Source organism: Kosakonia sp. YIM B13571 (assembly GCF_042788095.1).
GTDB classification, from domain to species: Bacteria; Pseudomonadota; Gammaproteobacteria; order Enterobacterales; family Enterobacteriaceae; genus Kosakonia; species Kosakonia quasisacchari.
Genome location: NZ_JBHZPL010000003.1, coordinates 140,934 through 163,793, shown reverse-complemented (window position 1 = coordinate 163,793; position 22,860 = coordinate 140,934). Strand labels below are relative to the sequence as shown.

Below are 22,860 nucleotides of genomic sequence, written 5' to 3'. Positions count from 1 at the left end.
TTACCCCCGGAACCGGTGCTGGTTTTCAAGGAACCACTGGTAGGTGCTCGCAAGCCCCGCTTCCAGTGAGATCTCGTGATACCAACCAAGCTGATGCAGGCGGGTCACATCCAGCAGTTTGCGCGGGGTGCCGTCCGGTTTGGTGGCATCAAACACCACGCGACCTTTGTAGCCCACCACGCTTGCCACGGTTTGCGCCAGTTCACGAATGGTGCAGTCCACGCCGGTGCCGACGTTGATATGCGACAGCATCGGTTCGGTATTCTCCTGCCACACTTCGCGCGCCAGTTCCTGTACATGAATGCTGGCAGCCGCCATATCATCCACATGCAGGAATTCACGCATCGGCGTGCCGCTGCCCCACACCACCACATCCGGCGCATTTTCCTGTGTCGCTTCATGGAAGCGGCGCAACAGCGCAGGGATCACATGCGAGTTGCTCGGGTGGAAGTTATCGTGCGGCCCGTACAAGTTGGTCGGCATCACCGAGCGGTAATCACGGTCATACTGGCGGTTGTAGGACTCACACAGCTTGATACCGGCGATTTTGGCAATGGCGTACGGTTCGTTGGTCGGCTCCAGCGTCCCCTGTAACAGCTCACTTTCCGCAATCGGCTGGTGAGCCAGTTTCGGGTAGATGCAGGACGAGCCGAGGAACAACAGTTTGTTCACGTCATTCTTGTGCGCGGCATGAATAATGTTGCTCTCAATCATCATATTTTCGTAGATGAAGTCCGCCGGGTAGGTATTGTTCGCCACAATACCGCCCACTTTCGCCGCCGCCAGGTAAACCTGGTCGATACGCTCACTGTCGAAAAACGCATTCACAGCCGCGCTATCTAACAGGTTCAGCTCCTCGCGGGAACGCAGCACCAGTTCGATATCCGCCCGCTGTTCGAGCTGCCGTACGATGGCTGACCCCACCATCCCGCGATGGCCAGCCACAAAAACACGTTGTTTGGTCATGCTCAGGACTCCAGCGCGATGGCAACCTCGTAACCGTGGGCCTTAAGCAGTGAGTGTTTTTTCGCTGCTTCCAGATCTTTTGCCACCATCTCGGAGACCATCTCCTGCAGGGTGATTTCCGGTTTCCAGCCCAGTTTTTCGTGCGCTTTGCTCGGGTCGCCCAGCAGGGTTTCCACTTCAGCAGGACGGAAGTAACGCGGGTCAACGGCAACAATCACATCGCCCGGTTTCACGCCTGGTGCGTCATGGCCGGTCACAGAAACGACAATGCCTTTTTCTTCCACGCCGGTGCCTTCAAAGCGCAGTTTGATACCCAGTTGTGCGGCGGCAAATTCCACGAACTGACGCACGGAATACTGCACGCCGGTGGCGATAACGAAGTCTTCCGGTTTTTCCTGTTGCAGCATCATCCACTGCATTTTCACGTAATCTTTGGCATGGCCCCAGTCACGCAGGGAGTCCATGTTGCCGAGGTACAGGCAGGATTCCAGACCCTGGGCGATGTTGGCGATAGCGCGGGTGATTTTACGGGTCACGAACGTTTCGCCACGGCGCGGAGATTCGTGGTTGAACAGAATGCCGTTGCAGGCGTACATGCCGTAGGATTCACGGTAGTTAACGGTGATCCAGTACGCATACAGTTTGGCAACCGCGTACGGAGAGCGTGGATAGAACGGCGTGGTCTCTTTCTGCGGGATTTCCTGCACCAGGCCGTACAACTCAGAGGTGGACGCCTGGTAGAAACGGGTTTTCTTCTCAAGACCCAGGAAGCGAATCGCTTCCAGCAGACGCAGCGTACCCATGGCATCAACGTCAGCGGTATATTCCGGGGATTCGAACGACACAGCCACATGGCTCATCGCGCCCAGGTTGTAAACTTCATCCGGCTGCACTTCCTGCAGGATACGCGTCAGGTTGGAGCTATCGGTCAGGTCACCGTAGTGCAGATGGAATTTCGGGTTGCTGGTGTGCGGATCCTGATAGATGTGATCCACACGCTCGGTATTGAATGAGGAAGCGCGGCGTTTAATGCCGTGAACTTCGTAACCCTTCTCCAGAAGCAGTTCAGCCAGATAAGAGCCATCTTGCCCGGTTACGCCGGTGATGAGAGCGACTTTAGACATAATTTATTTTCCTCAATAGTCCCAGTTCAGGGAGTTACCTTTTCAACGCGTTCGCGCGTCACCACTGCGGGATTGCCACGGCAAATCACATTTGCCGGAAGCGATTTAAAAACACTGCTGCGCGCACCGACTACCGTCCCGTCGCCGATGGAGACGCCTGGCGCAACAAACACATCTGTCGCCAGCCAGCACTTCTCACCAATCACGATTGGCGTCGCGTTAATATCAAAATGCGCGCTCATATAATCGTGACTGCCGGTGCACAAATAACATTTCTGAGAAACCACTGAATTCGCACCGATAGAAATATCACCCAGCGTATATAACACTGCGTCATCTCCTACCCAGCTGTAATCGCCCAATGTTAATTTCCACGGATAGGTAATTTTTACCGATGGACGAATAACCACGCCTTTTCCAACTTTCGCGCCAAATAAACGCAACAGGAACGCGCGCCAGCGATACAGCACCTGCGGTGACCATGCGAATAATGTCGCCTGAACCGCCCACCACAGTTGAACCTTAATAGCGTTGCCGCCCCGAAAGCCTTTCGGCACGGAGAATCCTTTTAAATCCTGCATCATTTTTCCTTATATCTGAGCGTTATGCTTTGTTATATAAGGCTTTCGTTTTGCCGGTCGTCCGTAAACGCAACATATAAGACAACTGTGTCCAGAAGCCCGGCATGCGTAATATTTTACGCTGCACGTTGCGAGCATCCTGACATAATTCAAGGTTATTAGATGTTGATACGCCGCCCATCGAAAATTCAGAGACAAGGCCTTTCAAACGTTTAAACGGGAAACCCGCTTTAAACATTCTGGCGGCTAATGCGTAATCGGAAGAGACTTTATATTGCAGATCGTAGGGGTAAGTTTTCAGACCATTTACCGGGAAAAATATTGCCTGATGGCTGGCCGGTAGGCTGTGGTAAATATACCAGCCATGTTTTGCGCCACGACGTATTTTGGTGCCATCGCCGAAATCCAACAGCGCATCACCAATATACATAGCATTTTCTCTCTCATCATCCAGCTGGCGAACAACATCCACAATTTCTTCATGGAAAATATCGCCGGAATTGAGAAACAGCGCAAAGCGTCCTGCGGCCATATCGATCCCTTTATTCATAGCATCATAGATGCCTTTATCGCGTTCGCTGATATAGCGTAAATTGTATTGCCCATTGAGGTTTTTCAGAAATTCCTCAGTACCATCCTGAGAGCCACCGTCAACCACAATCCATTCAAATTCAATATCTTGCGCTTTCGCCAGGTGAGCCAGCGACTGCCAGGTTTTCATCACACCTTCATAATTACGAAACGCGACAGTAATAACACTTAGCAGCATTTGACCCACCTCATCATGTAGTCGCTATATTCAACGCTTTGCGTAGAATAAATGGACAAACAATTAAAAACGCATATTCCGGGCTAAAGATAGACCCCGTAAAAAACAACGATATCGGAGTGAACAGATAAAGTTGAACGCGAAAATTCTGATTGTTGCCAAAGGCATTTATCATCATTTTTCCAACTTTAAACAGATACCATCCGGTCAGTAATACCGCGAACCATGAAAAATAAATGATCAGCAGATACAACCCATTGTCTATTGTTTTCCCGACGTCCGCACCGTTAAAGATTCCGAATGATGCGACATATTCGTAAAGTGAGCCAAATCTTACTACACCATCAATATTGGTCAGTGAATATCCCACCATCACCAGCGGACCGATAATACGATAATACGAGGAAGAGCCTTCCGTACCTAAATCGCCGACTCGTTCTGCGATATATGGAAAAGCAAATACAACGCCAACAATAAACACTGCCAGTGAAATAATTGCCAACGGTAACTTTTTACGGATCGCCTCTTTGTTCAGATACTGGAAAGCCCATTCCAGCAGATAAAACATGATAAATGTCATTACCCCAGAGAACGATCCCGAAAGAACTATCCCTGCCAAAATCATAGCATCGGTCTTCGGCGTTTTGATACCAAACTGTTTGATGCTGAGCCAAATTGAGATTAACGCCAGAGCGAAGAATGCCGGTTCGAAATATAACGCCGTAGTACGTTTACCGCCGAACTTGATAAAATTCAGCACGTAACTGTTGCTATAGATGAGATATTTCGAAATTCCTTCCATTAAACTGCTGCCGCCAGTCAGGATAATCTGCGCCATTTCCATCGCCGCAAGCAGAACCACGAATGCCACTACCGCATAGAAAAATCTCAAGATCTTACGGTAATTATGCGGCGAAATGGTTTTGAAGCGGATGCTCCATACCATGCCGATGATGATCACGATATAAACGAACAGCATCGTCGAGGTGACATATTTACTGGCGTCCAGCGACTTACCGAAAATAAAGTTAAACAGTGTCAGCCCTGCCCCGGCCCCCAGCGCTATCATCAGTTTTTTCACGCTGATGCGCTCAACATAGAGCAACAGCAGCACCGGCAAAAACGTCACGATAGTGATCGGAAAACTCTCGCCCAACTGGAGGAGTTTGACGTTAACCAGCAGGTAAATGAGCGGCAGCAGGAGGTAGCTACAGACCTTGATAGAATGAGACATACTCCTCCAGCATCTGTTGGCCACTGTATGCCTGGCGGCTGCGTGCGCGGAATGCATCGAGGCTTTCGCCAAAGACCGCCTGGGCAATCTCGGCTTTATGGCATTGCACTAGCGGCAAAACCTCCTGCTCGCTGAATGTCTTACCGCCCGATTTCTGTAACACTTCGCGTGCCGCATCGCTGTGGGTGGCAATCACCGGGACACCGATAGATAACGCTTCGCACAGAATCAGCGGATAGTTGTCCACGCGAGAACTAAAGACCAGCGCATCCATCTCGTTGAGTTCACTCATCAATTTGCGCTTATCGGTCAGAAAACCGTGGTTGGTGACATTGTTGCCCTCAAACGGTGAAAACTTACCGAAGGTATGCAGCTCCACGCGGTCATCCATCGCCATGATGTCGCGCACCAGTTGTTGATTGGTTTTCCCGTCGTAGCGCAGATCGTGCGCCACCACAGCAATCTTCGGTTTGCCTTGCGTCTCTTTCACCGGTGCCAGCTCGGCCAGAATCGCTTCTGTCGCCACGTCGATACCGTTATTAATGATGTTGCAGCGCCCTGCCCCATACAGGCTATTAAAGGCATCCGCCACGTGCTGGCTGGGGGAGATAAACTGGCAGCCAAGCGCCAACATGTCGTTAAAGAGCTGACGTTTGCTGTCAACCAGCTTATGCGCACGGTCAACTTTCACCGGCGGGTAGTTCGACAGCGTTGGGCATTTGCGGCAATGCTCTTTCCAGCCTTCACAGCCATCGGTAAAGGCGCAGCGCCCGGTCACGCTCCAGTGGTCATGCAGCGTCCAGACAAAGGTGACATCCGGCTTGTGCGCTTTCACCTTCTGGCAAAACGTCACCAGTTCATCCAGATTCAGCCAGTAGCTGTGCATCACATGGAAGTGCAGCACCACCGGCCCTTCTGTGCGGGTCACGGTGCGATAGAGATTATTCAGATTGCCGAAAACATCGCGGTTAAACAGGCGAAACAACGCCAGATTAGCGATGGAAGTCAGACGTGGTGTCTGTTTATACACCTGCGGATAGTTGTCGTGGCTGACGCTTTTTTTGCCGCCTTTGCCATAGCCGTAAATAAAACGTGATGAAATGCCTTGTTGCAGCGCGCGCTGATGTAAATCCAGCGCAACGCCTGCGGCACCGCCTTCTGCAAGGCGCACGTTAAATTGCAAAATATTCATTTAATCACCTTCACGCGCGCTTTCTCGCCCACCACCAGCGCGTTGTCCGGCACGCTGTCGAGCACCACGCTACCCGCGCCAATGGTGACGTTGTTCCCAATAGTGATATCACCAATCATCACCACGTTGGCACCCAATTCAACGTTGTTGCCAATCACCGGGCAGGCCAGGCTGTCGGCTCCACGGTTGCCGATGGTGACGCCATGACGAATGGTGAAATCATCCCCGGCGACGGTGTTTTTATTGATCACCACCGCATAGCCGTGATGAATGGTAAAGCGGCGACCAATCGTCGCAGCGGCCTGAATTTCATACCCAAACAGGCATTCCGTGACAAAGCGGTACAACAGAATGACGGGCGCGGCCCAGAGATTGTTGATGACATGCTTTTTGCGCCACACGGAGCAAAAATGGGCAATGCGGTACGCCGCAACCATGCAGCACGGGCGCAAATTCCAGTGATTAGCGCGAAAATCTTCCAGACGCATTATTTCCCCCGCAGCCCATCAGCCAGACGTTTGCCGTTACGCAGGGAAAAAAGCGTCAGCAAAGTGCGCCAGTTCATCCGCTTATTGCGGATTTGATAGAGAGTGAACAGCTGATATTTCTTGCTGGCGCGATCGAATTTGTCTTTGTGCTTACGGTAAAAGTGGAAGTAGCCGGAAAATTTCTTCGGCGAAGAGGTGATCTGCATTTCACCGTGGTTAATGTGCAGGATCTGCGTGGCTTCTTCGATTTTCCACGGCTCGCCGTACTCCTCGACCATCCGCAGAAAAATGTCGTAATCCTGCGCCGCCTTCAGTTGGGTATCAAACAGGCTCTCTTTAAAACGCCAGCCCCAGGTGAAGACCTGATTGCCAACGATGTTGCGCTTGTAGAACAACTTGCGCGAGAACGGCGATTTCGGGTACAGCGGTAAGCTCGCCGGTTGCGAATAGACTTCGCCCTGACAAACATAATCGTTGGCGTACAAAAAGGCGCGGGTATTGAGCAGATGTTTGTGCGCGAGAAAAACGGACAGACGGTTTGGCGTCCATTCATCGTCATCATCAATGCCGGTAATGTACTGGCCTTTCGCCTGCAAAATCGCCTGGTTGCGCACCGCGCAAGCGCCAGAGTTAAAAGCGTTACGCGTGTAACTTACGCGCGGGTCGCCCAGCTCATCAACAAACTGTTGCAGTTGCTCAAAGCTTGCGGAGCAGTCATCAACAATGATCATTTCCCAGTGCGGGTAATCCTGGCGCAGCACCGATTTAATCGCGCGGATCGCCAGCTGTTGCCGGTTCCAGGTTGGCATATAAATTGAAATTAATGGGTTTGCTGTTGTGCTCATGATGCGTTCCCTAATGCGTTCAACATGCCGCTTTCGCCCTTACTGCCGCCTTTTCCCACAAGGGGGAAAAGGCGCAGCGCGTTGAGGGATAGAGGTAAGGGTCTGGTTATTTTGAATCGGACTTGTAGTCGTACTCGTAGTAGCCGTAATCCTGATAGCCGGTCGCACGGCGGAAAATCGAGTTCAGGATCACGCCCTTCACCTGAATACCGTTTTGTTCGAAGCGGCTCAGGCTGGTCTGGATCTCTTTGAGCGTATTCACCGCGTAACGCGCCACCATCAGCGTGGTGCCGGCATGGCGACCAACCACTGCCGCATCCGTTACCGCAAGGATTGGCGGGGTGTCAATCAGCACCAGGTCATAGTGGCTGCTGGCCCATTTCACCAGTTGGCTGAAGCGTTCGCTCATCAGCAATTCAGAGGGGTTTGGCGGTACCTGACCGCGCGGTACAAGATCAAAGTTGCTGACAGAAGTCGGCTTCGCGCAACCCTCTATTGTGCCCTTCCCGGCCAGCACTTCGGACAACCCATTCACGTTGTCGGTGCCCAGCAGTTCATGGGTGTAGCCTTTACGCATATCGCAGTCGATCAGCAGCACGCGCTTGTTGGTCTGGCTAATCACCGCCGCCAGGTTGGCGCAGACAAAAGTTTTACCGATTGACGGGCTGACCCCGGTCATCATCAACACGTTGTTATTGGCCTGCATCATGGCGAAGTGCAGGCTGGTACGCAGGCTGCGCACCGCTTCAATGGCCAGATCTGTCGGGTTCCCCACCGCCAGCAGTTGGCTCTGCTTATAGCGTTTGACCCCTTTGATGGTTTTGACGCTATCCCGCGCTTTTTGCCACTCCGACAGCGGAATGCTGGCGTACACGCTGATGCCATGCTCTTCAAGCACTTGCGGGCTTTCGATGCCGCGATTAAACAGCGAGCGCAGCAGCACACCGACCACCGAAACAATCAGGCCCAAGATAATGCTGCCAAGAATGATCAGCGCCTTTTTCGGCTTCAGCACGCCCGGTTGTGCAATAGCCGGGTCGACAATACGCACATCGCCAACGGTACTCGCCTGGGTGATACGCAGCTCCTGCTGTTTATTCAGCAACTGCATATAAACCTGCTGGCCTGATTCAACATCACGCGTCAGGCGAACAATCTCCTGTTGCGTTTCCGGCATCGCGGTGATGCGGTTGTTCAGTTTCGACTTTTCATCTTCCAGCGCTTTACGCTTTTCCAGCAAGGTGCGGTAAGCCGGGTGCACTTTGGTATAGAGCTTGGAGATTTCTGCTTCGCGGAAGGTTAGTTCGTTCAATTGCGCATCGATGTTAACCATCGAATCGAGCACAGATTTCGCTTCCAGCGGCAGGTCCACAGAGTCTTTGCGCTGACGATAGGAGTTGAGTTTTTCCTCTGCGATATCGAGGTTTTCGCGCACTTCCGGCAGTTGCTTATCGAGGAAGATCAGGCTCTTGGCCGCTTCTTCGGATTTGCGTTCAATGTTCTGCTCAAGATAGTTTCGCGTGATGCTGTCCAGAATGGCGCGGATCTGCTCACGGTCTTCACCGGTATAAGTCAGACTGAGTACGCCCGTATCTTTGCCGTTTTCGGCCACCGTCAGGTTGCTTTGCAGATTATTGATCATGCCAAGCGTCGAATATTTAGTGACGGTAAATTCGCTGTCATTCGATGCCTGAATAGCACTCACCATCATGGTGACGCCTTGCTTGCTAAGCTGTTGCCCTACTTCGCCACGCGCTTCAAAACCGCCGTCGCTGCTTAACAGGTACTGTTTCGGGCTGAGTACTTTTAATGTAAAGGTCTGCTCGTTCATTCCTTTTGGTAGCGTGAACGTGGTGACTTTCACCGTCTCGTTCTGCCGCCCCATCAGGCGATCCCACCCGGCCCCAAACAGCGGAAAGGTGTTTTTGACCACGGAAATATCCAGATCGAGATCGTCAACGGTTTTACCCAGCACCAGGCGTGACTGAATAAGCTGGATTTCTGCATCGGACGCCGGTGGCTTGTTCGATAACGCGCTGTTCAGATCCTGCACCAGCGAGCTTCCGGTATTCTGCTCGATTTGCACCAGCGCATCGGCGCTGTAAATGGGGGTTGCGAACAGGCAGTAGACGACAGCAATCAGTGCGAAGACCGAGGTGATGCCCAGCACCCACCAGCGAGCCTCAATGATTGTGCCGAGCAAACGGCCAATATCGATTTCGTCGTTGCCCACCGCCTGGGCAGCAGAATGCGAATGGTGTGTTTTCTCTGTCATTATTATCCCTGCTGAGCTTGCAATGCCTGCGCCCAATGGCGGGCAGACTGGTCAAGTAAGGTGTAAATAGCTTCAAAAGCTTCACGACTTTTGCGATACGGGTCGGGGATCTCCCGCTCGTTATCCCAGTGGCCAAATAACATGACCTTTCCACGCATTTCCGGGGCAATCTCACACAGGCGGGCAATATGACGTTTTTCCATCACCAGAATCAGGTCGTATTCGCGGCACATTTTTCCGGTAATTTGTCGCGCGCAATGCCCTTCCAGAGAGAGTTGATTATCCGCCGCCACACTCACGGCGTTCGCATCTGCGCTACGTCCAACCAGCGCACCAAGCCCGGCTGACGCCACCGTTAAAGCGGGCTGGTATTTTTTCAGCAGCCGTTCTGCCGTTGGGGAACGACAAATGTTCCCCACGCATACCACCAGAATTTTGTTGAACATAGTCATTGCAGATTTTGGATGTCGTTGGCCGTGTTGGTCATGTAGCGAACGCCACTGATTGTCGGCAGCAACTGGTTGATAAGACGGTTCCAACGCGCAACCGGCGCGGTCGTGACATACACCACGTCATACGGCTGGAGACGGAAGTTCGTTGCCATAACCAGTGATGTGGCATCCGACATATCAAGCTGGTAAATATTGGCGATCTTGTTGCCACGGCCACTGTCGTTGCCTTTCAGCGGACGAATAACGAAAATGCCGCTGGCGTTGGAAGTGGTCAGATCGATCCCTTCGGCCTGGCCGAGTGCTTCGGTCAGCGTCATGCCGCTGAAGTCCATTTTGAGCGTGCTCTGTTTTTTCACTTCGCCCATGACGAACACTTTCAGATCGTCATTACGCGGAACAAACAGAATGTCGCCCGGGTAGAGCAAACGGTTCTGGCTGAGATCGCCGTTTTGCATCAGCGCCTGCAGCGAAATGCGCTGCTCCTGGCCCTGGTGTGTCAGCACCACGTTGCGCCAGTCTGCGCTGTCGGTCAGACCACCTGCAGCATTGATCGCATCAAGAACGGTAAGCGGTACGTTGGTGATCGCCTGCTGGCCAGATTTCGCCACCTGACCGGAGATATAGGCTTTTTGTGAACGGAACGCGGCGATATTAACGTCCACCTGCGGGTCGGCAATATAGGTCGCTAAGCGGCTGGTAATATCACTACGGATCTCAGAAAGCGTTTTACCAGCGACGTGAATCTTGCCGACGTACGGGTAGAACATGGTGCCATCGGGCTGTACCCAGTTACCGGCATCGCTCGAACTACGATACTGACCGGCTGGCGTGGTAAGTTCCGGGTGATCCCACACTGTCACGTTCAGCACATCCCCTGGGCCAACGCGGTACTGGTAGGCGGAAATCTCCTGATCCAGTGACATATTCGGTTGAGCAACATTGGTGCGCGGGCGCAATTGTTCAATCAGACGTGGGGTTAATGGATAGACATTCACCATACGGTCTATATCAAAGTCAGCATCCTGCTGTTTAATCACATCCTTTCCCATCGTAGACATATTGCTCCCCGGGAAGACGGTGCAGCCACTCATCAAGCTAACGGACACCAATAATGGCATCAATTTCGTTTTAGATTTCATCATTGATTAATTATCACTTTGGCAGAGTAATTATCCTGTGCGATTTAAATAAGCGCTCAAGCTGTACACAGATTCAGAATGCAGTTAATTCTTGAGAAATATAACTGGCATCAGTCCTAAAAAGCGTTTATTCAACCACATGCGATTACAGAATAATCCAGGCTGATTGACATACCCGCAGGCACGCTACCGCCCCTGGCTTTCAGTTACCAATTCACTGATTGACGTTAAGTCATTGATAGTCATCCCTTACATCCTCTTTCTGGTGGTGCTATTTACCAACCAGATAAAATACGGCAGGTACCGGCTTTCGCACTGATTAACAATGCTGAAAATAAAGACGCTGGTATATTTGAACGATGCTGGAGGAATTGTTGCAGCTAAGCGAATAGCAGGCAAGGCGACATTCAGAGATAAACATCTTTTTAAGAATAATATTAAGACCAAATTTTTACGCTTTTAGGATTTACCGCATATTGACAACAAATTGACATAGCATTACCTATGCGACTTTTCCTATTTTCTATATTTAAATAGTGATAATTAATCATATAAACAATAAGGAAATAACCTTTTAAGCGCTTTAAATAACCACCTAAAATAAGATAAATCGCAGGCTGGCATTGCAATTTATCTCAGCTTTATCCATGATCGCATTGTGACAATTGTCATATCACATAAGGTGTTACGTTAACGATGGAATGGATTGCCGATCCGTCAATCTGGGCTGGTCTGATCACGCTGGTGGTGATCGAACTGGTGCTAGGTATTGATAACCTGGTTTTTATTGCAATTCTCGCCGAGAAATTGCCACCGGCACAGCGTGACCGCGCGCGCGTCACCGGTCTGATACTCGCCATGCTGATGCGTCTGCTGTTGCTGGCCTCAATTTCCTGGCTGGTCACGCTGACCCAACCTTTATTCACCGTACGCGGGCTCAGTTTCAGCGCACGCGACTTAATTATGTTAGTGGGCGGGCTGTTCCTGTTATTTAAAGCAACGGTTGAACTCAACGAACGTCTCGAAGGGAAAGACAGCGACAACCCCACGCAACGGCGCGGGGCGAAATTCTGGGCCGTGGTGACGCAGATTGTCGTACTGGACGCGGTTTTCTCACTGGACTCAGTGATCACCGCCGTAGGTATGGTTGATCACCTGGCAATCATGATGGCGGCGGTTGTTATCGCCATTTCGCTGATGCTGCTGGCGAGTAAAACCCTCACCCGCTTCGTCAACAACCATCCCACGATAGTTATCCTGTGTCTCAGCTTCCTGTTGATGATCGGTTTTAGCCTGGTGGCTGACGGGTTTGGTTTCCATATTCCGAAAGGTTACCTGTACGCTGCTATTGGCTTCTCGGTAATGATTGAAGCGCTGAACCAGCTGGCTATCTTCAACCGCCGCCGTTTTCTGTTCGCCGACCGGACATTGCGCCAGCGCACCACCGAAACCGTCATGCGTTTACTGAGCGGGCGTAAAGAAGAAGCGGAGCTGGATGCCGACGCCGCCTCTATGTTGCGCGACGGCGACGACGGCCAGATTTTCAATCCGCAGGAACGGCGGATGATTGAGCGCGTGCTGAATCTCAATCAGCGCACGGTGAGCAGCATCATGACGTCGCGCCACGATATTGAACATATCGATCTGAGCGCGCCGGAATCAGAAGTCCGCGCACTGTTGGAAAAAAACCAGCATACGCGCGTGGTTGTCACCGGCGGCGAAGAGGATGATACCTTGCTGGGCGTGGTGCATATCCTCGATCTGCTACAGCAATCTTTACACGGCGAACCGCTCGATCTACGCGTACTGGTGCGCCAGCCTCTGGTTTTCCCGGAAGGGTTGCCGCTGTTGCAGGCGCTGGAACAGTTCCGTAATGCCCGCACCCACTTTGCCTTTGTGGTGGATGAGTTTGGCTCCGTTGAAGGTGTGGTCACCTTAAGCGATGTGATGGAAACCATCGCGGGCAATTTGCCCAACGAGGTAGAAGAGATTGACGCACGCCATGATATACAGAAAAACAGTGACGGTAGCTGGACGGCGAATGGCCATATGCCGCTGGAAGATCTGGTGCAATATGTACCGTTGCCACTCGATGAGAAACGCGAGTATCACACCATTGCCGGGCTGCTGATGGAGTATTTACAACGCATTCCGCAACCGGGGGAAGAAGTTCAGGTGGGTGATTACTTGCTAAAAACGCTGGATGTGGAAAGCCACCGGGTACAAAAAGTACAGCTTATTCCCCTTCACAACGACGAAACTCTCGATTACGAAGTGTAAACCCGGCCGGGGTTCTCCCCGGCCACGTCTCGTCTGTTCTCCTACGCTTTGACAATCGCAATACCGCGGTGGGCAAACGGTTCCAGCGTGCGCGCATCGGTTTGGGCATCAACCACCAGCGTATTGATAAGCCGGATATCGCCGATCACCCACGGGGAGGCAGTGTTTAATTTTTCCGGTGAGGCCAGCACCACGGTCTCCGCCGCTCTTTGCGCCATGGCATGCTTGATGCGCGACTCTTCGAAATCACCAGTACTTAACCCGGCCTCCACATGCACACCGGTCACGCCCATAAAAAAGAGATCGGCGCGTACGCGCGCGATCCCCTCCAGCGCCGCCGCGCCGACATTGACGATAGAGTGTTTGTAAAGCTGTCCGCCAATCATCACCACGTTAATGAACGGATGCTGTGCCAATCCGACAGCGATACTCGGGCTGTGGGTGACGACGGTAATGCGCAGATCTTCAGGGAAAAAGCGGATTAACTCGCTGGTAGTGGTGCCGCCATCGATCATCACCACTTGCCCGGGTGATACCAGTTCCGCTCCTTTCTGCGCGATCCGCCGCTTGGCATCGGATTGCAGCGTTTGCCGCTCGGAAAAGGTGACTACCGCAGCCGATGCTGGTAACGCTCCTCCGTGCACGCGCTGCAAGCGTCCTTCAGCCGCCAGTTCGCGCAAATCGCGGCGCACAGTATCTTCTGAAATGCCGAACTGCTCACTGAGATTTTTCGACAGCACCTGCCCCTCTTCAGCGAGCCGGGCAAGGATCAGTTGTTTGCGTTGTGAGGTCAGCATGAGGGGGCTCCCGATTGCACGAAATTTCTTGTTAATGCACGAACATGCACGATAAGATGCAATCTTACGTCCCGAGGAGCGAATATGCCATCTGAAAATGCACAAATACGCATTATTGCCACCAGGTCCTTATCTGAGGACTGGGGCAAACTGACGAAATACACCTTTGACTTTCGCCGACGAGACGGCGAATGGCAGCGCCAGAGCCGCGAAGTTTACGATCGTGGTAACGGCGCGGTGATCCTGCTGTATAACGCCAATAAGCGCAGCGTAATCCTCACCCGGCAGTTTCGCTTGCCGCTGTTCGTTAACCAGCACAGCGGTTTTTTGCTGGAAGCAGCTGCCGGCCTGCTGGATGAACTTGCCCCGGAAGATCGCATCAGGCATGAGGCCGAAGAAGAGACCGGTTATCGGCTGGAACAGGTGCAAAAAGTGTTTGAGGCGTGGATGAGCCCCGGTTCGGTCAGCGAAAAATTGCACTTTTTTATCGCCGAATATGACGACAGCCGACGCACCGGTAATGGCGGAGGTTTAGCGGATGAAGGTGAGGATATTGAAGTGGTAGAGATGGATTTTAGCGCCGCACTGGCTGCTATCCGCAGCGGTGTGATTGCCGACGGTAAAACCATTATGTTGTTACAGCATCTGGCGCTGGAAGGCATTTTGTAAATAGCCTTGCCGGGTGGCACAACGCCAACCCGGCCAATAGGTTCGCTTACATCTTGTCGAGCAGCTTTTTCACATCTTTGCCACTTTGGCGATCTTTATAACGATCAGCCCAGTCATTCAACCGGCGTTTCGCTTCATCCTGCAGATGTTTACGCAGCAGTTGATCCACTTGCAGACTGTAGTTAAGCGTCTGCCATTTACCGTACACGCGCAGTGGAACCGGCGTATTCTTCAGGAAATCGATAAGATCGCTCTCCCCTTTCCAGCCTTCCATGACACGCACTTCAAAGCGGGTATCCGCCTGCTCTTTCACCAGATCCATCTCACCTTCACCGGTAAGCGACAGCAGCGGAGAACTCCCCTGTATATCATTGAAGGTCATCAGCCCCTTATCCAGTGACACATCGCTGCTGAAGCTATCAAGACGCGTGGCGTTATCGTAGTTTTCCTGCGCCTGCACATCGCTGCTGCGCGCCACGGCCTGTTGTACGAGCTGCTGGAAGTTGAGCCCTTCCATGCGGCTGTTTTTCAAATCGAGATGCGCCTCACCCTGCCAGTGTCGGCGGAAATCATCAGCGTCGATATTCGGCCCGGAAAAATCGCCCGCCATGCTCAGGCTGCCAGTCAACGCAATCGGGTAATTAAAGGCTTTCAGGATGGTGCCAATTTCCACGTTATCCAGTTTTGGCTGGAAGATCGCGCGAGATGTATCACTGCGCGCATCAAGCTCGCCAGGCAACGAGATCAACCCGTTGCCCATTTTTCCTTGTAGCGTGGGGATCGACAGCAAACCAGCATTATTGTTGAATTGCCCGACCACATCCGCAAACTGCATGCCACGCCAGCGCACGCTTTTCGCGCTAATGCCAATCTGTGCGGTAAAACTGCGTAACCCGTTGTACTGCGGTGTATCCAGGCTGGTGGAGATAACCGGGCGCGGCAAGCGGTTTTGCGCCTGCCCTTGCTGCTGCGGCGAACCACTGTTATCGGCAGTCTGCTCCGGCGGTAATAAGTTATCGAGATTGAGGGAATCAAACTGCAAATCGAGCGCCCACACCGGCAGGTTGCCAAACGTCACGCTGCCGTTACCAGTGAGCGCGGTATCGTTCGCGCGCAAGCTCAGATCATTGAGCGTCAGGCGCTGCTGGGCACGTTGCCACTGCGCCTGTAAGTGCCCTTCCCCTTCGATTCCCTGTGTCGGGACATCGCCGCCCTGCAATTGCCATTTCACGTTATCAATGGCGGCGGTGAGATTATGCGGATAATCGCGCGCATCCACCTGCGCGCTGAAAGAGAGCGTTAAATCACGTTGATTGCGGTTAATCCGCCCGGCGAAATCAAGTTTTGCCTGGTGCAACGAATCCTGCTCCATTTGCAGGCGGATATCGCGCACCGTCAGTTGTTCATCATCATCGTGCTGGAACACCAGCACGCTATCAGCCACTTGCAGGCTGGCGATATCCCATGACCAGCCGCGATCCTCTTCCACCTGCGGCAGATTGTTTTCTCGCGGCGCCACGGGCGCGCCTTTTTGCGGCGCGGCGGCACTTTGCGGCGTTAACTGGATAACCGCGCCTTTTAGCATCACCTGTTTGACGTGTAACTGGTGCGAAAGCAACGGCCACAGATTAACGTCAAGACGCATATTGTCGGCGGCGACCACCGGCGTCTGCGCACCGGGAGCGGTTAAGGTCATCCGCCCTGAGAGAATGCTAAGCTGCGGCCAGACATGCCAGCGCAGCGGGCCATCAAGCTGCAATTGATAACCGCTACGGGTTTCAACCTGACGCACCATATAAGCGCGAAAATCGTTGGGGTTGACCAGCAGTACCAGCGCCGAAAGGCCAGCTACCAGCACGACCAACAGGATCATCAGCGTGGTTAACACTCTTCTCATGGCGTCCTCAGTAGGTCTACTTCACTCAGTCTTTATCAATACGGCTGGCGACCGCGCCTTGTTGATCGCGATATTTCGCATCTTCACGGCGGTTATATGGGCGTTCTGCCGGGCCGGAGAGCGGCTCGAAGCTCAGCGCGCCAATCAGCATCCCCGGACGCAGTGCCAGCGGGAGTTTGCCTGAATTATAGAACTCCAGCACGATGCAGCCTGACCAGCCGGGATCGATACGGTGCGCAGTAACATGCACCATTAATCCCAGACGCGCCAGCGACGAGCGCCCGTCCAGCCAGCCGACCAAATCCGCAGGCAGCGTGACGGATTCATACGTCACCGCCAACGCCAGTTCGCCAGGATGCAGGTAAAAAGCATCACCTTCTGCCAGAACTATTTCATCGCTCATCACCCGGTCAAGCGCCGCGCTGACTTCGTCTTTCGGGCCACTGAGATCGATAAACGCTGCTGTGTGCCCACTGAATGTGCGGAATTTGTTGCCCAGGCGGACATCTACCGTAGCACCGTTAATACGCTCAACCGGCGGACGCGGGTTAATCGCGAGTCGACCGTCGTCCAACCAGGCTTCAATATCTCGGTCACAAAGACGCATGGCACATTCTCCTTTTGATGCGGCATACCCCTGAGCGCGCCTCAGGGGCCGGGCAAATTAATACGAACGGTGACAGCCTAACATTATTACTCAAAGAATTGGCTGATTTTGGCTTTCAGAATATCAATGGCGATGCGGTTTTTACCGCCGCGCGGCACGATAATATCGGCGTACTGTTTGGAGGGTTCAATAAACTGCAGAAACATTGGACGCACGGTTTTTTGGTATTGCGCCATTACCGAATCCATTGAACGGCCACGCTCGTTCACGTCACGTTTGATACGGCGCATCAGGCAGATATCCAACGGCGTATCGACGAAAATGGAGAAATTCATCGCATCCCGCAGGCGTGAATCGGTCAGCAACAGGATCCCTTCCAGAATGATGACTTTTTTAGCTTCAATGCGAATGGTTTCTTGCGTACGGGTATGTTCAACGTAGCTGTAAACCGGTAACTCAATGGCTTCGCCGCGCTTAAGTGACTCTAAATGCTGGAATAACAGGCTGTGATCCATCGCGCTCGGATGGTCATAGTTGGTTTTTACACGTTCTTCCATCGACAGATGGCTTTGATCTTTGTAGTAACTGTCTTCCGGAATAACGCCAATATGTTCATCACCTACCTGTTCGCGCAGTTCGCGGTAAAGAGTGCTGGCAATAAGGCTTTTACCTGAAGCGGATGCGCCGGCGATGCCGATAATGACGCACTGATGAGACTGATCAGTCATAAATTTAGCGACCTGATAACCTGGATGTAAAGGAAGGACGACGCCAGAGCGTCAAACGCCGCAATTATAGGGACTTCGCCGTCGCGATACCAGTCGAATAGACACGGGATCCAAGTGTGATAAAAAGTCGCCAATTTTTACCCACAAAACGCATTATTCGCAAAGCAAACCACTCAAAAATGGAGCGCGGTGCGCGTTTTATTCATCCACTAAGTAATTAATAACACTATGATGTCAAATTATGAGCGCCCGGCATAGGAATTGTAAATTGTTTGTACTAGCATAATCCAAAATTCAAATTTCATTCGTCGGACTCTGTTCCGGACGGCACAGGGCTTGCGGATTAAGCGGTAATGAAGAAACAACACCAGCGCGTTTTGGTTACCACACCTTATCCTGGACTGCGGCTCCTCAGTTTAGGGTTACTCTCTTTTATCTTCACCCTGTTCTCGCTGGAACTGATCCGCTTTGGCACCGTCATTGCCCCACTCTGGTTTCCCACCGCGATCATGACCGTGGCGTTTTACCGCCACGCGGGTAAGATGTGGCCCGGCATCGCGTTCGCCTGCGCGCTGGGGAATGTTGCCGCCACCGTACTGCTTTTTTCCGTTTCTTTTGTCGATTTGCGCTATACCGCCGTCAATATTGTTGAAGCCGCCGTTGGCGCGGTGCTGCTACGTAAATTGTTGCCCTGGTATAATCCGCTGCAAAATCTGAGTGACTGGATCCGCCTTGCCATCGGCAGCGCGGTGGTTCCGCCGCTGGTCGGCGGTGCGCTGATCTGTCTTTTGGTACCGCCAGAAAACGTTTTGCGTACCTTTATTATCTGGGTATTGTCAGAATCCATCGGCGCGCTGGCGCTGGTGCCGCTTGGGCTATTATTCAAACCGCACTACTTGCTGCGCCATCGCAAACCGCAATTACTGCTGGAAACACTGGCGACGCTTGCCATTACGTTGATGCTCAGTTGGCTGTCGCTGCACTATTTACCGTGGCCTTTCACCGCAGTGATTGTGTTGTTGATGTGGAGTGCGGTTCGTCTACCGCGAATGGAAGCGTTTCTGGTTTTTCTGATAACTGTCATGACGGTGTCGTTGATCATCGCGCAGGAGCCGAACGTGATTATCGCGCCGAAAAGCGGCGTGATGACAAACGCACCCTGGCTGCCATTTTTGATGATCCTGCTGCCAGTTAACGTGATGACCATGGTGATGTATGCCTTTCGCGCCGAGCGTAAACACATTACCGAAAGCGAAGAACGTTTTCGTAACGCCATGGAATATTCCGCCATTGGCATGGCATTAGTGGGCACCGATGGGCAGTGGCTACAGGCCAATAAAGCGCTGTGCCAGTTTCTGGGTTACAGCCAGGATGAACTGCGTTTAATGAACTTTCAGCAGCTTACCTGGCCGGAAGATTTACATAAAGACCTCGAACTGCTTGATCAACTGGCGCGCGGCGACATTCCTACCTACTCGCTGGAAAAGCGCTATTACACACGTAATGGCGATCTGGTCTGGGGTCTGCTGGCCGTTTCAGTCGTGCGTCATGCCGACGGCACCCCGCTCTATTTCATCGCCCAGATCGAAGATATTAACGACTTGAAACAGACCGAGTGGGTGAACAAGCGCCTGATGGAGCGCATTACCCTTGCGAACGAAGCAGGCGGCATCGGTATCTGGGAGTGGGAGCTGGAACCCGACATCATCAGTTGGGATAAACGTATGTTTGAGATGTACGAAGTCCCCGCGCATATGAAACCGACCTGGCATCTGTGGTACGAACGCATTCTGCCGGAGGATCGCCCGGAAACCGAGCGCATTATCCGCGATGCGCTGGCCGCCCGCGTCGCATTCAAGCTGGAATTCAGGGTGCCGGTAAAAGAGGGGATTCGCCATATCCGTACCCTTGCCAACCGTGTGCTCAACAAGAACGGTGAAGTGGAGCGGCTGCTCGGCGTCAATATGGACATGACCGAGGTAAAACAGCTCAACGATGCGCTGTTCCAGGAAAAAGAGCGGCTGCACATTACGCTTGATTCTATCGGTGAAGCGGTGCTGTGTACTGATGTTGATATGAAGGTCACCTTTATGAACCCGGTGGCAGAAAAAATGAGCGGCTGGCCGCAGGAACACGCCATTGGTCAGCCTCTATTGACGGTGCTGCGCATTACTTTCGGTGATAACGGTCCGGCGATGGAAAACATTCATAGCGGCGATATGTCGCGTACCGCGATTGAGCAGGATGTGGTGCTGCACTGTCGCACCGGCGGCAGCTTCGATATCCACTACAGCGTCACGCCGTTAAGCACACTGGACGGACAAAATATCGGCTCGGTACTGGTTATCCAGGATGTCACCGAATCGCGTAAGATGCTGCGCCAGCTCAGTTACAGCGCGTCTCACGACGCGCTCACCCACCTGGCGAACCGTGTCAGTTTTGAAAATCATCTCAAACGCCTGTTAGTGACCGTGCAGGAGTTCCACCAGCGACATGCGCTGGTGTTCATCGATCTCGACCGCTTTAAGGCAGTGAACGACACCGCCGGGCATGCTGCAGGTGATGCCTTGTTGCGTGAAATTTCCTCGCTGATGCTCAGCATGCTGCGCTCAACCGATATTCTCGCCCGTCTCGGCGGTGATGAGTTTGGCCTGCTGCTGCCAGATTGTAATGTCGAGAGTGCGCGCTATATCTCCGGGCGGATGATTGAAGCTATCAATGATTACGAGTTTATGTGGGAAGGCCGCCAGCACCGCATCGGTGCCAGCGCCGGGATTACGATTATTGATGAGACCAATTACCAGGCATCAGACGTGATGTCGCAGGCGGATATCGCCTGTTACGCCTCAAAGAACAATGGTCGCGGAATGGTTACCGTCTACGAAGCGCAGCAAGGGCTGATGCAGCACGAGCGCAGCATGATGTCGCTGGATGAACAGTGGCACATGATCAAAGATAACCATTTACTGATGATTGCGCGCGGCGTGGCCTCTCCGCGCGTGCCGGAGGCCTGCAACTTCTGGCTGCTGTCGCTGCGCTTGTGGACCAGCGAAGGGGAAGTGATGGAGGAGCACGCGTTCCGCTCAGGCCTGACGGAACCGGAACTTATCCGCGCACTCGACAGGCGGGTGTTTCACGAATTTTTCCGCAACCACGCGACAGCCGTAGCGGGTAAAGGCCTTGGTGTCGCCCTGCCGCTTTCTGTCGTTGGGCTGGCAAGTCAATCTCTGGTGACTGAACTGCTGCAAATGCTGGAAAGCGGGTCAATGCCGGGGCGTTTGCTGCACCTGATTATTCATGCCGATGCGCTGATGCGCGAAGGCAACACCATTAATGAGAACCTCAAACGCCTGCGCCATGCGGGTTGCCGCATCATTTTCAGCCATATTGGGCACGATCTGGAAGTGTTTAACTACCTCACACCGCATATGGCCGACTACCTGTTGCTGGAGCCAGAGTTAGTGACAAACGTCCACGGCAATCTGATGGACGAAATGATGGTGACCATTATTCAGGGTCACGCGCAGCGACTGGGCGTGAAGAGTATCGCCGGGCCAACTCACCAGCCGCTGATGATGGATACCTTGTCGGGAATCGGTATCGATTTGATCTACGGCGATATTATTTCGCAGGCACAGCCGCTGGATTTGATGCTGAATACCAGTTATTTCGCAATTAACTAACAAGAGGTAATAAGGCTATTTTACTTGCCATTTTGAAACCGGGCAGTGCTCAAAATCCTCACGTACTACGTGTACGCTCCGGTTTTTCCGCGCTGGCCGGTTCCATACTTGCTGCGACAATAACGCCTTATTTTCCTCTTGTGCTCAATTAATAGCCTTATTTCTCCTCCGTCTCAGGCTGCCAGCCAACGCTATACCAAATATGCAACAACGCATACGACCGCCACGGCTGCCAGCGCGCGGCGTAGCGGCGGATTTGCGCGGGCGTCATCCCGGCAAAACGCTGCTTAATAAGGTAGTCATCCGGCAGGAACACATCTTTCGCCTGCCAGCCACGCAGCGCAAAATAATTCGCGGTCCAGCGCCCGATGCCCGGCCAGGTTTGCAGCGCTTTCATCCCCTGCTCCACGTCAGCGGGTGGGTTGAGCGGAAATGTACCGTCGCAAACCGTCTGTGCGAGAAAAATCAGCGACTCCGCGCGTTTTAACGGCATGCCCAGCGCTTTCAGTTCTTCCGGTTGCGCTTGTGCCAATTGCTCTGGCGTAGGAAAACAGATCATGCCCGGTGCGTCTGCCAGCGGCTCACCGAAGCGCTGCGCGACTTTTGCGGTTAGTTTCGCCGCCATCGCCACGCTCACCAGTTGCCCCAGAATCGCTCGCACCGCCTGCTCAAACGGATCCACGCTGCCCGGCAAACGCAAACCGGGACGCGCCGCGCCAAGTGAGCCCAGCGCTGTGTTCACCGTTTCTGCGTCGCAATCCAGATCAAACAAACAGCGCAGACGTGCGAGACAGTGTTCCGCTACGGGTATAAGTCCATCGCTGAGCGTAACCTTCAGCGTCGCTGCCGCTAAGTCAGGTTCGGCGGTGATTAACCCACGATGCCCGTGGTAGTGGAAAGTGCGCACATAACGCGTTGCGCTAATCTCCTCAACGCCCGCCACGACGCGCGCACGTAAAAAATCGAACATCCACGCCCAGTCATACGGCTTGCGCCAGTGCAGTGTGTACATAGCAACTCCTGAATAGTAATGCTAACAGCATAACAAACCGGGGATTTTCCGCCTTGCTTTCATATTCCGGTTGTCGCCCGTCACGCATTCGGCTAAAGTCGCCCCCCTTCTTCACTGGCATG

At 52.9% G+C, this 22,860-nt stretch carries 19 protein-coding genes; 3 read left to right on the top strand and 16 right to left on the bottom strand.

The window, feature by feature from the left end; genetic code table 11:
* From ACFX4O_RS09145 to ACFX4O_RS09095, 11 genes are all read right to left on the bottom strand, one after another.
* A complete protein-coding gene (locus tag ACFX4O_RS09145) occupies positions 1-966 on the bottom strand; it encodes a GDP-L-fucose synthase family protein (RefSeq protein ID WP_380208225.1) in 966 nt (321 codons plus the stop codon).
* A 2-nt stretch (positions 967-968) separates the two neighbouring features.
* Positions 969-2,090 (bottom strand): GDP-mannose 4,6-dehydratase, encoded by a 1,122-nt coding sequence (gmd, locus tag ACFX4O_RS09140; RefSeq protein ID WP_131410544.1) that lies wholly within the window; start codon positions 2,088-2,090, stop codon positions 969-971.
* 26 nt (positions 2,091-2,116) lie between these two features.
* Positions 2,117-2,671: a colanic acid biosynthesis acetyltransferase WcaF gene (wcaF, locus tag ACFX4O_RS09135; RefSeq protein WP_017458487.1), complete on the bottom strand. Its 555-nt coding sequence runs from the start codon at positions 2,669-2,671 to the stop codon at positions 2,117-2,119.
* 22 nt (positions 2,672-2,693) lie between these two features.
* A complete protein-coding gene (gene wcaE / locus ACFX4O_RS09130) occupies positions 2,694-3,440 on the bottom strand; it encodes a colanic acid biosynthesis glycosyltransferase WcaE (protein WP_380208223.1) in 747 nt (248 codons plus the stop codon).
* 13 nt (positions 3,441-3,453) lie between these two features.
* Complete coding sequence (gene wcaD, locus ACFX4O_RS09125; RefSeq protein ID WP_380208221.1) at positions 3,454-4,674, bottom strand: colanic acid polymerase WcaD; 1,221 nt, start codon at positions 4,672-4,674, stop codon at positions 3,454-3,456.
* The gene (wcaC, locus tag ACFX4O_RS09120; protein ID WP_131410547.1) at positions 4,649-5,866 is read right to left on the bottom strand and encodes a colanic acid biosynthesis glycosyltransferase WcaC; all 1,218 of its coding nucleotides are present in this window, start codon (positions 5,864-5,866) and stop codon (positions 4,649-4,651) included. The genes wcaD and wcaC overlap by 26 nt, the downstream gene beginning before the upstream one ends.
* Complete coding sequence (wcaB, locus tag ACFX4O_RS09115) at positions 5,863-6,354, bottom strand: colanic acid biosynthesis acetyltransferase WcaB (RefSeq protein ID WP_131410548.1); 492 nt, start codon at positions 6,352-6,354, stop codon at positions 5,863-5,865. The genes wcaC and wcaB overlap by 4 nt, the downstream gene beginning before the upstream one ends.
* Positions 6,354-7,199 (bottom strand): colanic acid biosynthesis glycosyltransferase WcaA, encoded by an 846-nt coding sequence (gene wcaA, locus ACFX4O_RS09110; protein WP_044489411.1) that lies wholly within the window; start codon positions 7,197-7,199, stop codon positions 6,354-6,356. The genes wcaB and wcaA overlap by 1 nt, the downstream gene beginning before the upstream one ends.
* A gap of 106 nt (positions 7,200-7,305) precedes the next feature.
* The gene (gene wzc, locus ACFX4O_RS09105) at positions 7,306-9,474 is read right to left on the bottom strand and encodes a tyrosine-protein kinase Wzc (protein WP_131410550.1); all 2,169 of its coding nucleotides are present in this window, start codon (positions 9,472-9,474) and stop codon (positions 7,306-7,308) included.
* A 2-nt stretch (positions 9,475-9,476) separates the two neighbouring features.
* Positions 9,477-9,920 (bottom strand): low molecular weight protein-tyrosine-phosphatase Wzb, encoded by a 444-nt coding sequence (gene wzb, locus ACFX4O_RS09100; RefSeq protein ID WP_131410552.1) that lies wholly within the window; start codon positions 9,918-9,920, stop codon positions 9,477-9,479.
* 2 nt (positions 9,921-9,922) lie between these two features.
* Positions 9,923-11,068 carry a polysaccharide export protein gene (locus ACFX4O_RS09095; RefSeq protein WP_131410554.1) on the bottom strand — a complete coding sequence of 382 codons (1,146 nt, stop codon included), beginning with the start codon at positions 11,066-11,068 and terminating at the stop codon, positions 9,923-9,925.
* Positions 11,069-11,761: 693 nt separating this feature from the next.
* Between ACFX4O_RS09095 and ACFX4O_RS09090 the strand changes: the two genes are divergently transcribed.
* Entirely contained in the window at positions 11,762-13,345 is a 1,584-nt protein-coding gene (locus ACFX4O_RS09090) for a TerC family protein (RefSeq protein WP_131410556.1), read from the top strand.
* Between the two features lie 41 nt (positions 13,346-13,386).
* Here the strand turns inward: ACFX4O_RS09090 and ACFX4O_RS09085 are convergent, their stop codons facing one another.
* Complete coding sequence (locus ACFX4O_RS09085) at positions 13,387-14,142, bottom strand: DeoR/GlpR family DNA-binding transcription regulator (protein WP_380208216.1); 756 nt, start codon at positions 14,140-14,142, stop codon at positions 13,387-13,389.
* An 84-nt stretch (positions 14,143-14,226) separates the two neighbouring features.
* On the opposite strand from ACFX4O_RS09085, the gene ACFX4O_RS09080 reads away from it, so the two are divergent.
* Positions 14,227-14,811 (top strand): NUDIX domain-containing protein, encoded by a 585-nt coding sequence (locus ACFX4O_RS09080; RefSeq protein ID WP_380208214.1) that lies wholly within the window; start codon positions 14,227-14,229, stop codon positions 14,809-14,811.
* Between the two features lie 46 nt (positions 14,812-14,857).
* On the opposite strand, the gene asmA is transcribed toward ACFX4O_RS09080, so the two are convergent.
* From asmA to udk, 3 genes are all read right to left on the bottom strand, one after another.
* On the bottom strand, positions 14,858-16,708 hold the full coding sequence (gene asmA, locus ACFX4O_RS09075) for an outer membrane assembly protein AsmA (RefSeq protein ID WP_380208212.1): 1,851 nt from the start codon (positions 16,706-16,708) through the stop codon (positions 14,858-14,860).
* A gap of 25 nt (positions 16,709-16,733) precedes the next feature.
* Positions 16,734-17,315 carry a dCTP deaminase gene (gene dcd / locus ACFX4O_RS09070; protein WP_131410564.1) on the bottom strand — a complete coding sequence of 194 codons (582 nt, stop codon included), beginning with the start codon at positions 17,313-17,315 and terminating at the stop codon, positions 16,734-16,736.
* A gap of 86 nt (positions 17,316-17,401) precedes the next feature.
* Positions 17,402-18,043, bottom strand: a complete 642-nt coding sequence (gene udk / locus ACFX4O_RS09065) for a uridine kinase (RefSeq protein ID WP_017458502.1) — start codon at positions 18,041-18,043, stop codon at positions 17,402-17,404.
* 353 nt (positions 18,044-18,396) lie between these two features.
* On the opposite strand from udk, the gene ACFX4O_RS09060 reads away from it, so the two are divergent.
* Positions 18,397-21,726: a diguanylate cyclase gene (locus tag ACFX4O_RS09060; RefSeq protein WP_380208209.1), complete on the top strand. Its 3,330-nt coding sequence runs from the start codon at positions 18,397-18,399 to the stop codon at positions 21,724-21,726.
* Between the two features lie 157 nt (positions 21,727-21,883).
* On the opposite strand, the gene alkA is transcribed toward ACFX4O_RS09060, so the two are convergent.
* Entirely contained in the window at positions 21,884-22,738 is an 855-nt protein-coding gene (gene alkA / locus ACFX4O_RS09055) for a DNA-3-methyladenine glycosylase 2 (protein WP_380208208.1), read from the bottom strand.
* Positions 22,739-22,860 lie beyond the last annotated feature (122 nt).

Bases quoted from the DNA above. Each gene is read 5' to 3' on its own strand.
- ACFX4O_RS09145 (WP_380208225.1), bottom strand. From the start codon at position 966: ATGACCAAACAACGTGTTTTTGTGGCTGGCCATCGCGGGATGGTGGGG.
- gmd (WP_131410544.1), bottom strand. From the start codon at position 2,090: ATGTCTAAAGTCGCTCTCATCACCGGCGTAACCGGGCAAGATGGCTCT.
- wcaF (WP_017458487.1), bottom strand. From the start codon at position 2,671: ATGCAGGATTTAAAAGGATTCTCCGTGCCGAAAGGCTTTCGGGGCGGC.
- wcaE (WP_380208223.1), bottom strand. From the start codon at position 3,440: ATGCTGCTAAGTGTTATTACTGTCGCGTTTCGTAATTATGAAGGTGTG.
- wcaD (WP_380208221.1), bottom strand. From the start codon at position 4,674: ATGTCTCATTCTATCAAGGTCTGTAGCTACCTCCTGCTGCCGCTCATT.
- wcaC (WP_131410547.1), bottom strand. From the start codon at position 5,866: ATGAATATTTTGCAATTTAACGTGCGCCTTGCAGAAGGCGGTGCCGCA.
- wcaB (WP_131410548.1), bottom strand. From the start codon at position 6,354: ATGCGTCTGGAAGATTTTCGCGCTAATCACTGGAATTTGCGCCCGTGC.
- wcaA (WP_044489411.1), bottom strand. From the start codon at position 7,199: ATGAGCACAACAGCAAACCCATTAATTTCAATTTATATGCCAACCTGG.
- wzc (WP_131410550.1), bottom strand. From the start codon at position 9,474: ATGACAGAGAAAACACACCATTCGCATTCTGCTGCCCAGGCGGTGGGC.
- wzb (WP_131410552.1), bottom strand. From the start codon at position 9,920: ATGTTCAACAAAATTCTGGTGGTATGCGTGGGGAACATTTGTCGTTCC.
- ACFX4O_RS09095 (WP_131410554.1), bottom strand. From the start codon at position 11,068: ATGATGAAATCTAAAACGAAATTGATGCCATTATTGGTGTCCGTTAGC.
- ACFX4O_RS09090 (WP_131410556.1), top strand. From the start codon at position 11,762: ATGGAATGGATTGCCGATCCGTCAATCTGGGCTGGTCTGATCACGCTG.
- ACFX4O_RS09085 (WP_380208216.1), bottom strand. From the start codon at position 14,142: ATGCTGACCTCACAACGCAAACAACTGATCCTTGCCCGGCTCGCTGAA.
- ACFX4O_RS09080 (WP_380208214.1), top strand. From the start codon at position 14,227: ATGCCATCTGAAAATGCACAAATACGCATTATTGCCACCAGGTCCTTA.
- asmA (WP_380208212.1), bottom strand. From the start codon at position 16,708: ATGAGAAGAGTGTTAACCACGCTGATGATCCTGTTGGTCGTGCTGGTA.
- dcd (WP_131410564.1), bottom strand. From the start codon at position 17,315: ATGCGTCTTTGTGACCGAGATATTGAAGCCTGGTTGGACGACGGTCGA.
- udk (WP_017458502.1), bottom strand. From the start codon at position 18,043: ATGACTGATCAGTCTCATCAGTGCGTCATTATCGGCATCGCCGGCGCA.
- ACFX4O_RS09060 (WP_380208209.1), top strand. From the start codon at position 18,397: ATGAAGAAACAACACCAGCGCGTTTTGGTTACCACACCTTATCCTGGA.
- alkA (WP_380208208.1), bottom strand. From the start codon at position 22,738: ATGTACACACTGCACTGGCGCAAGCCGTATGACTGGGCGTGGATGTTC.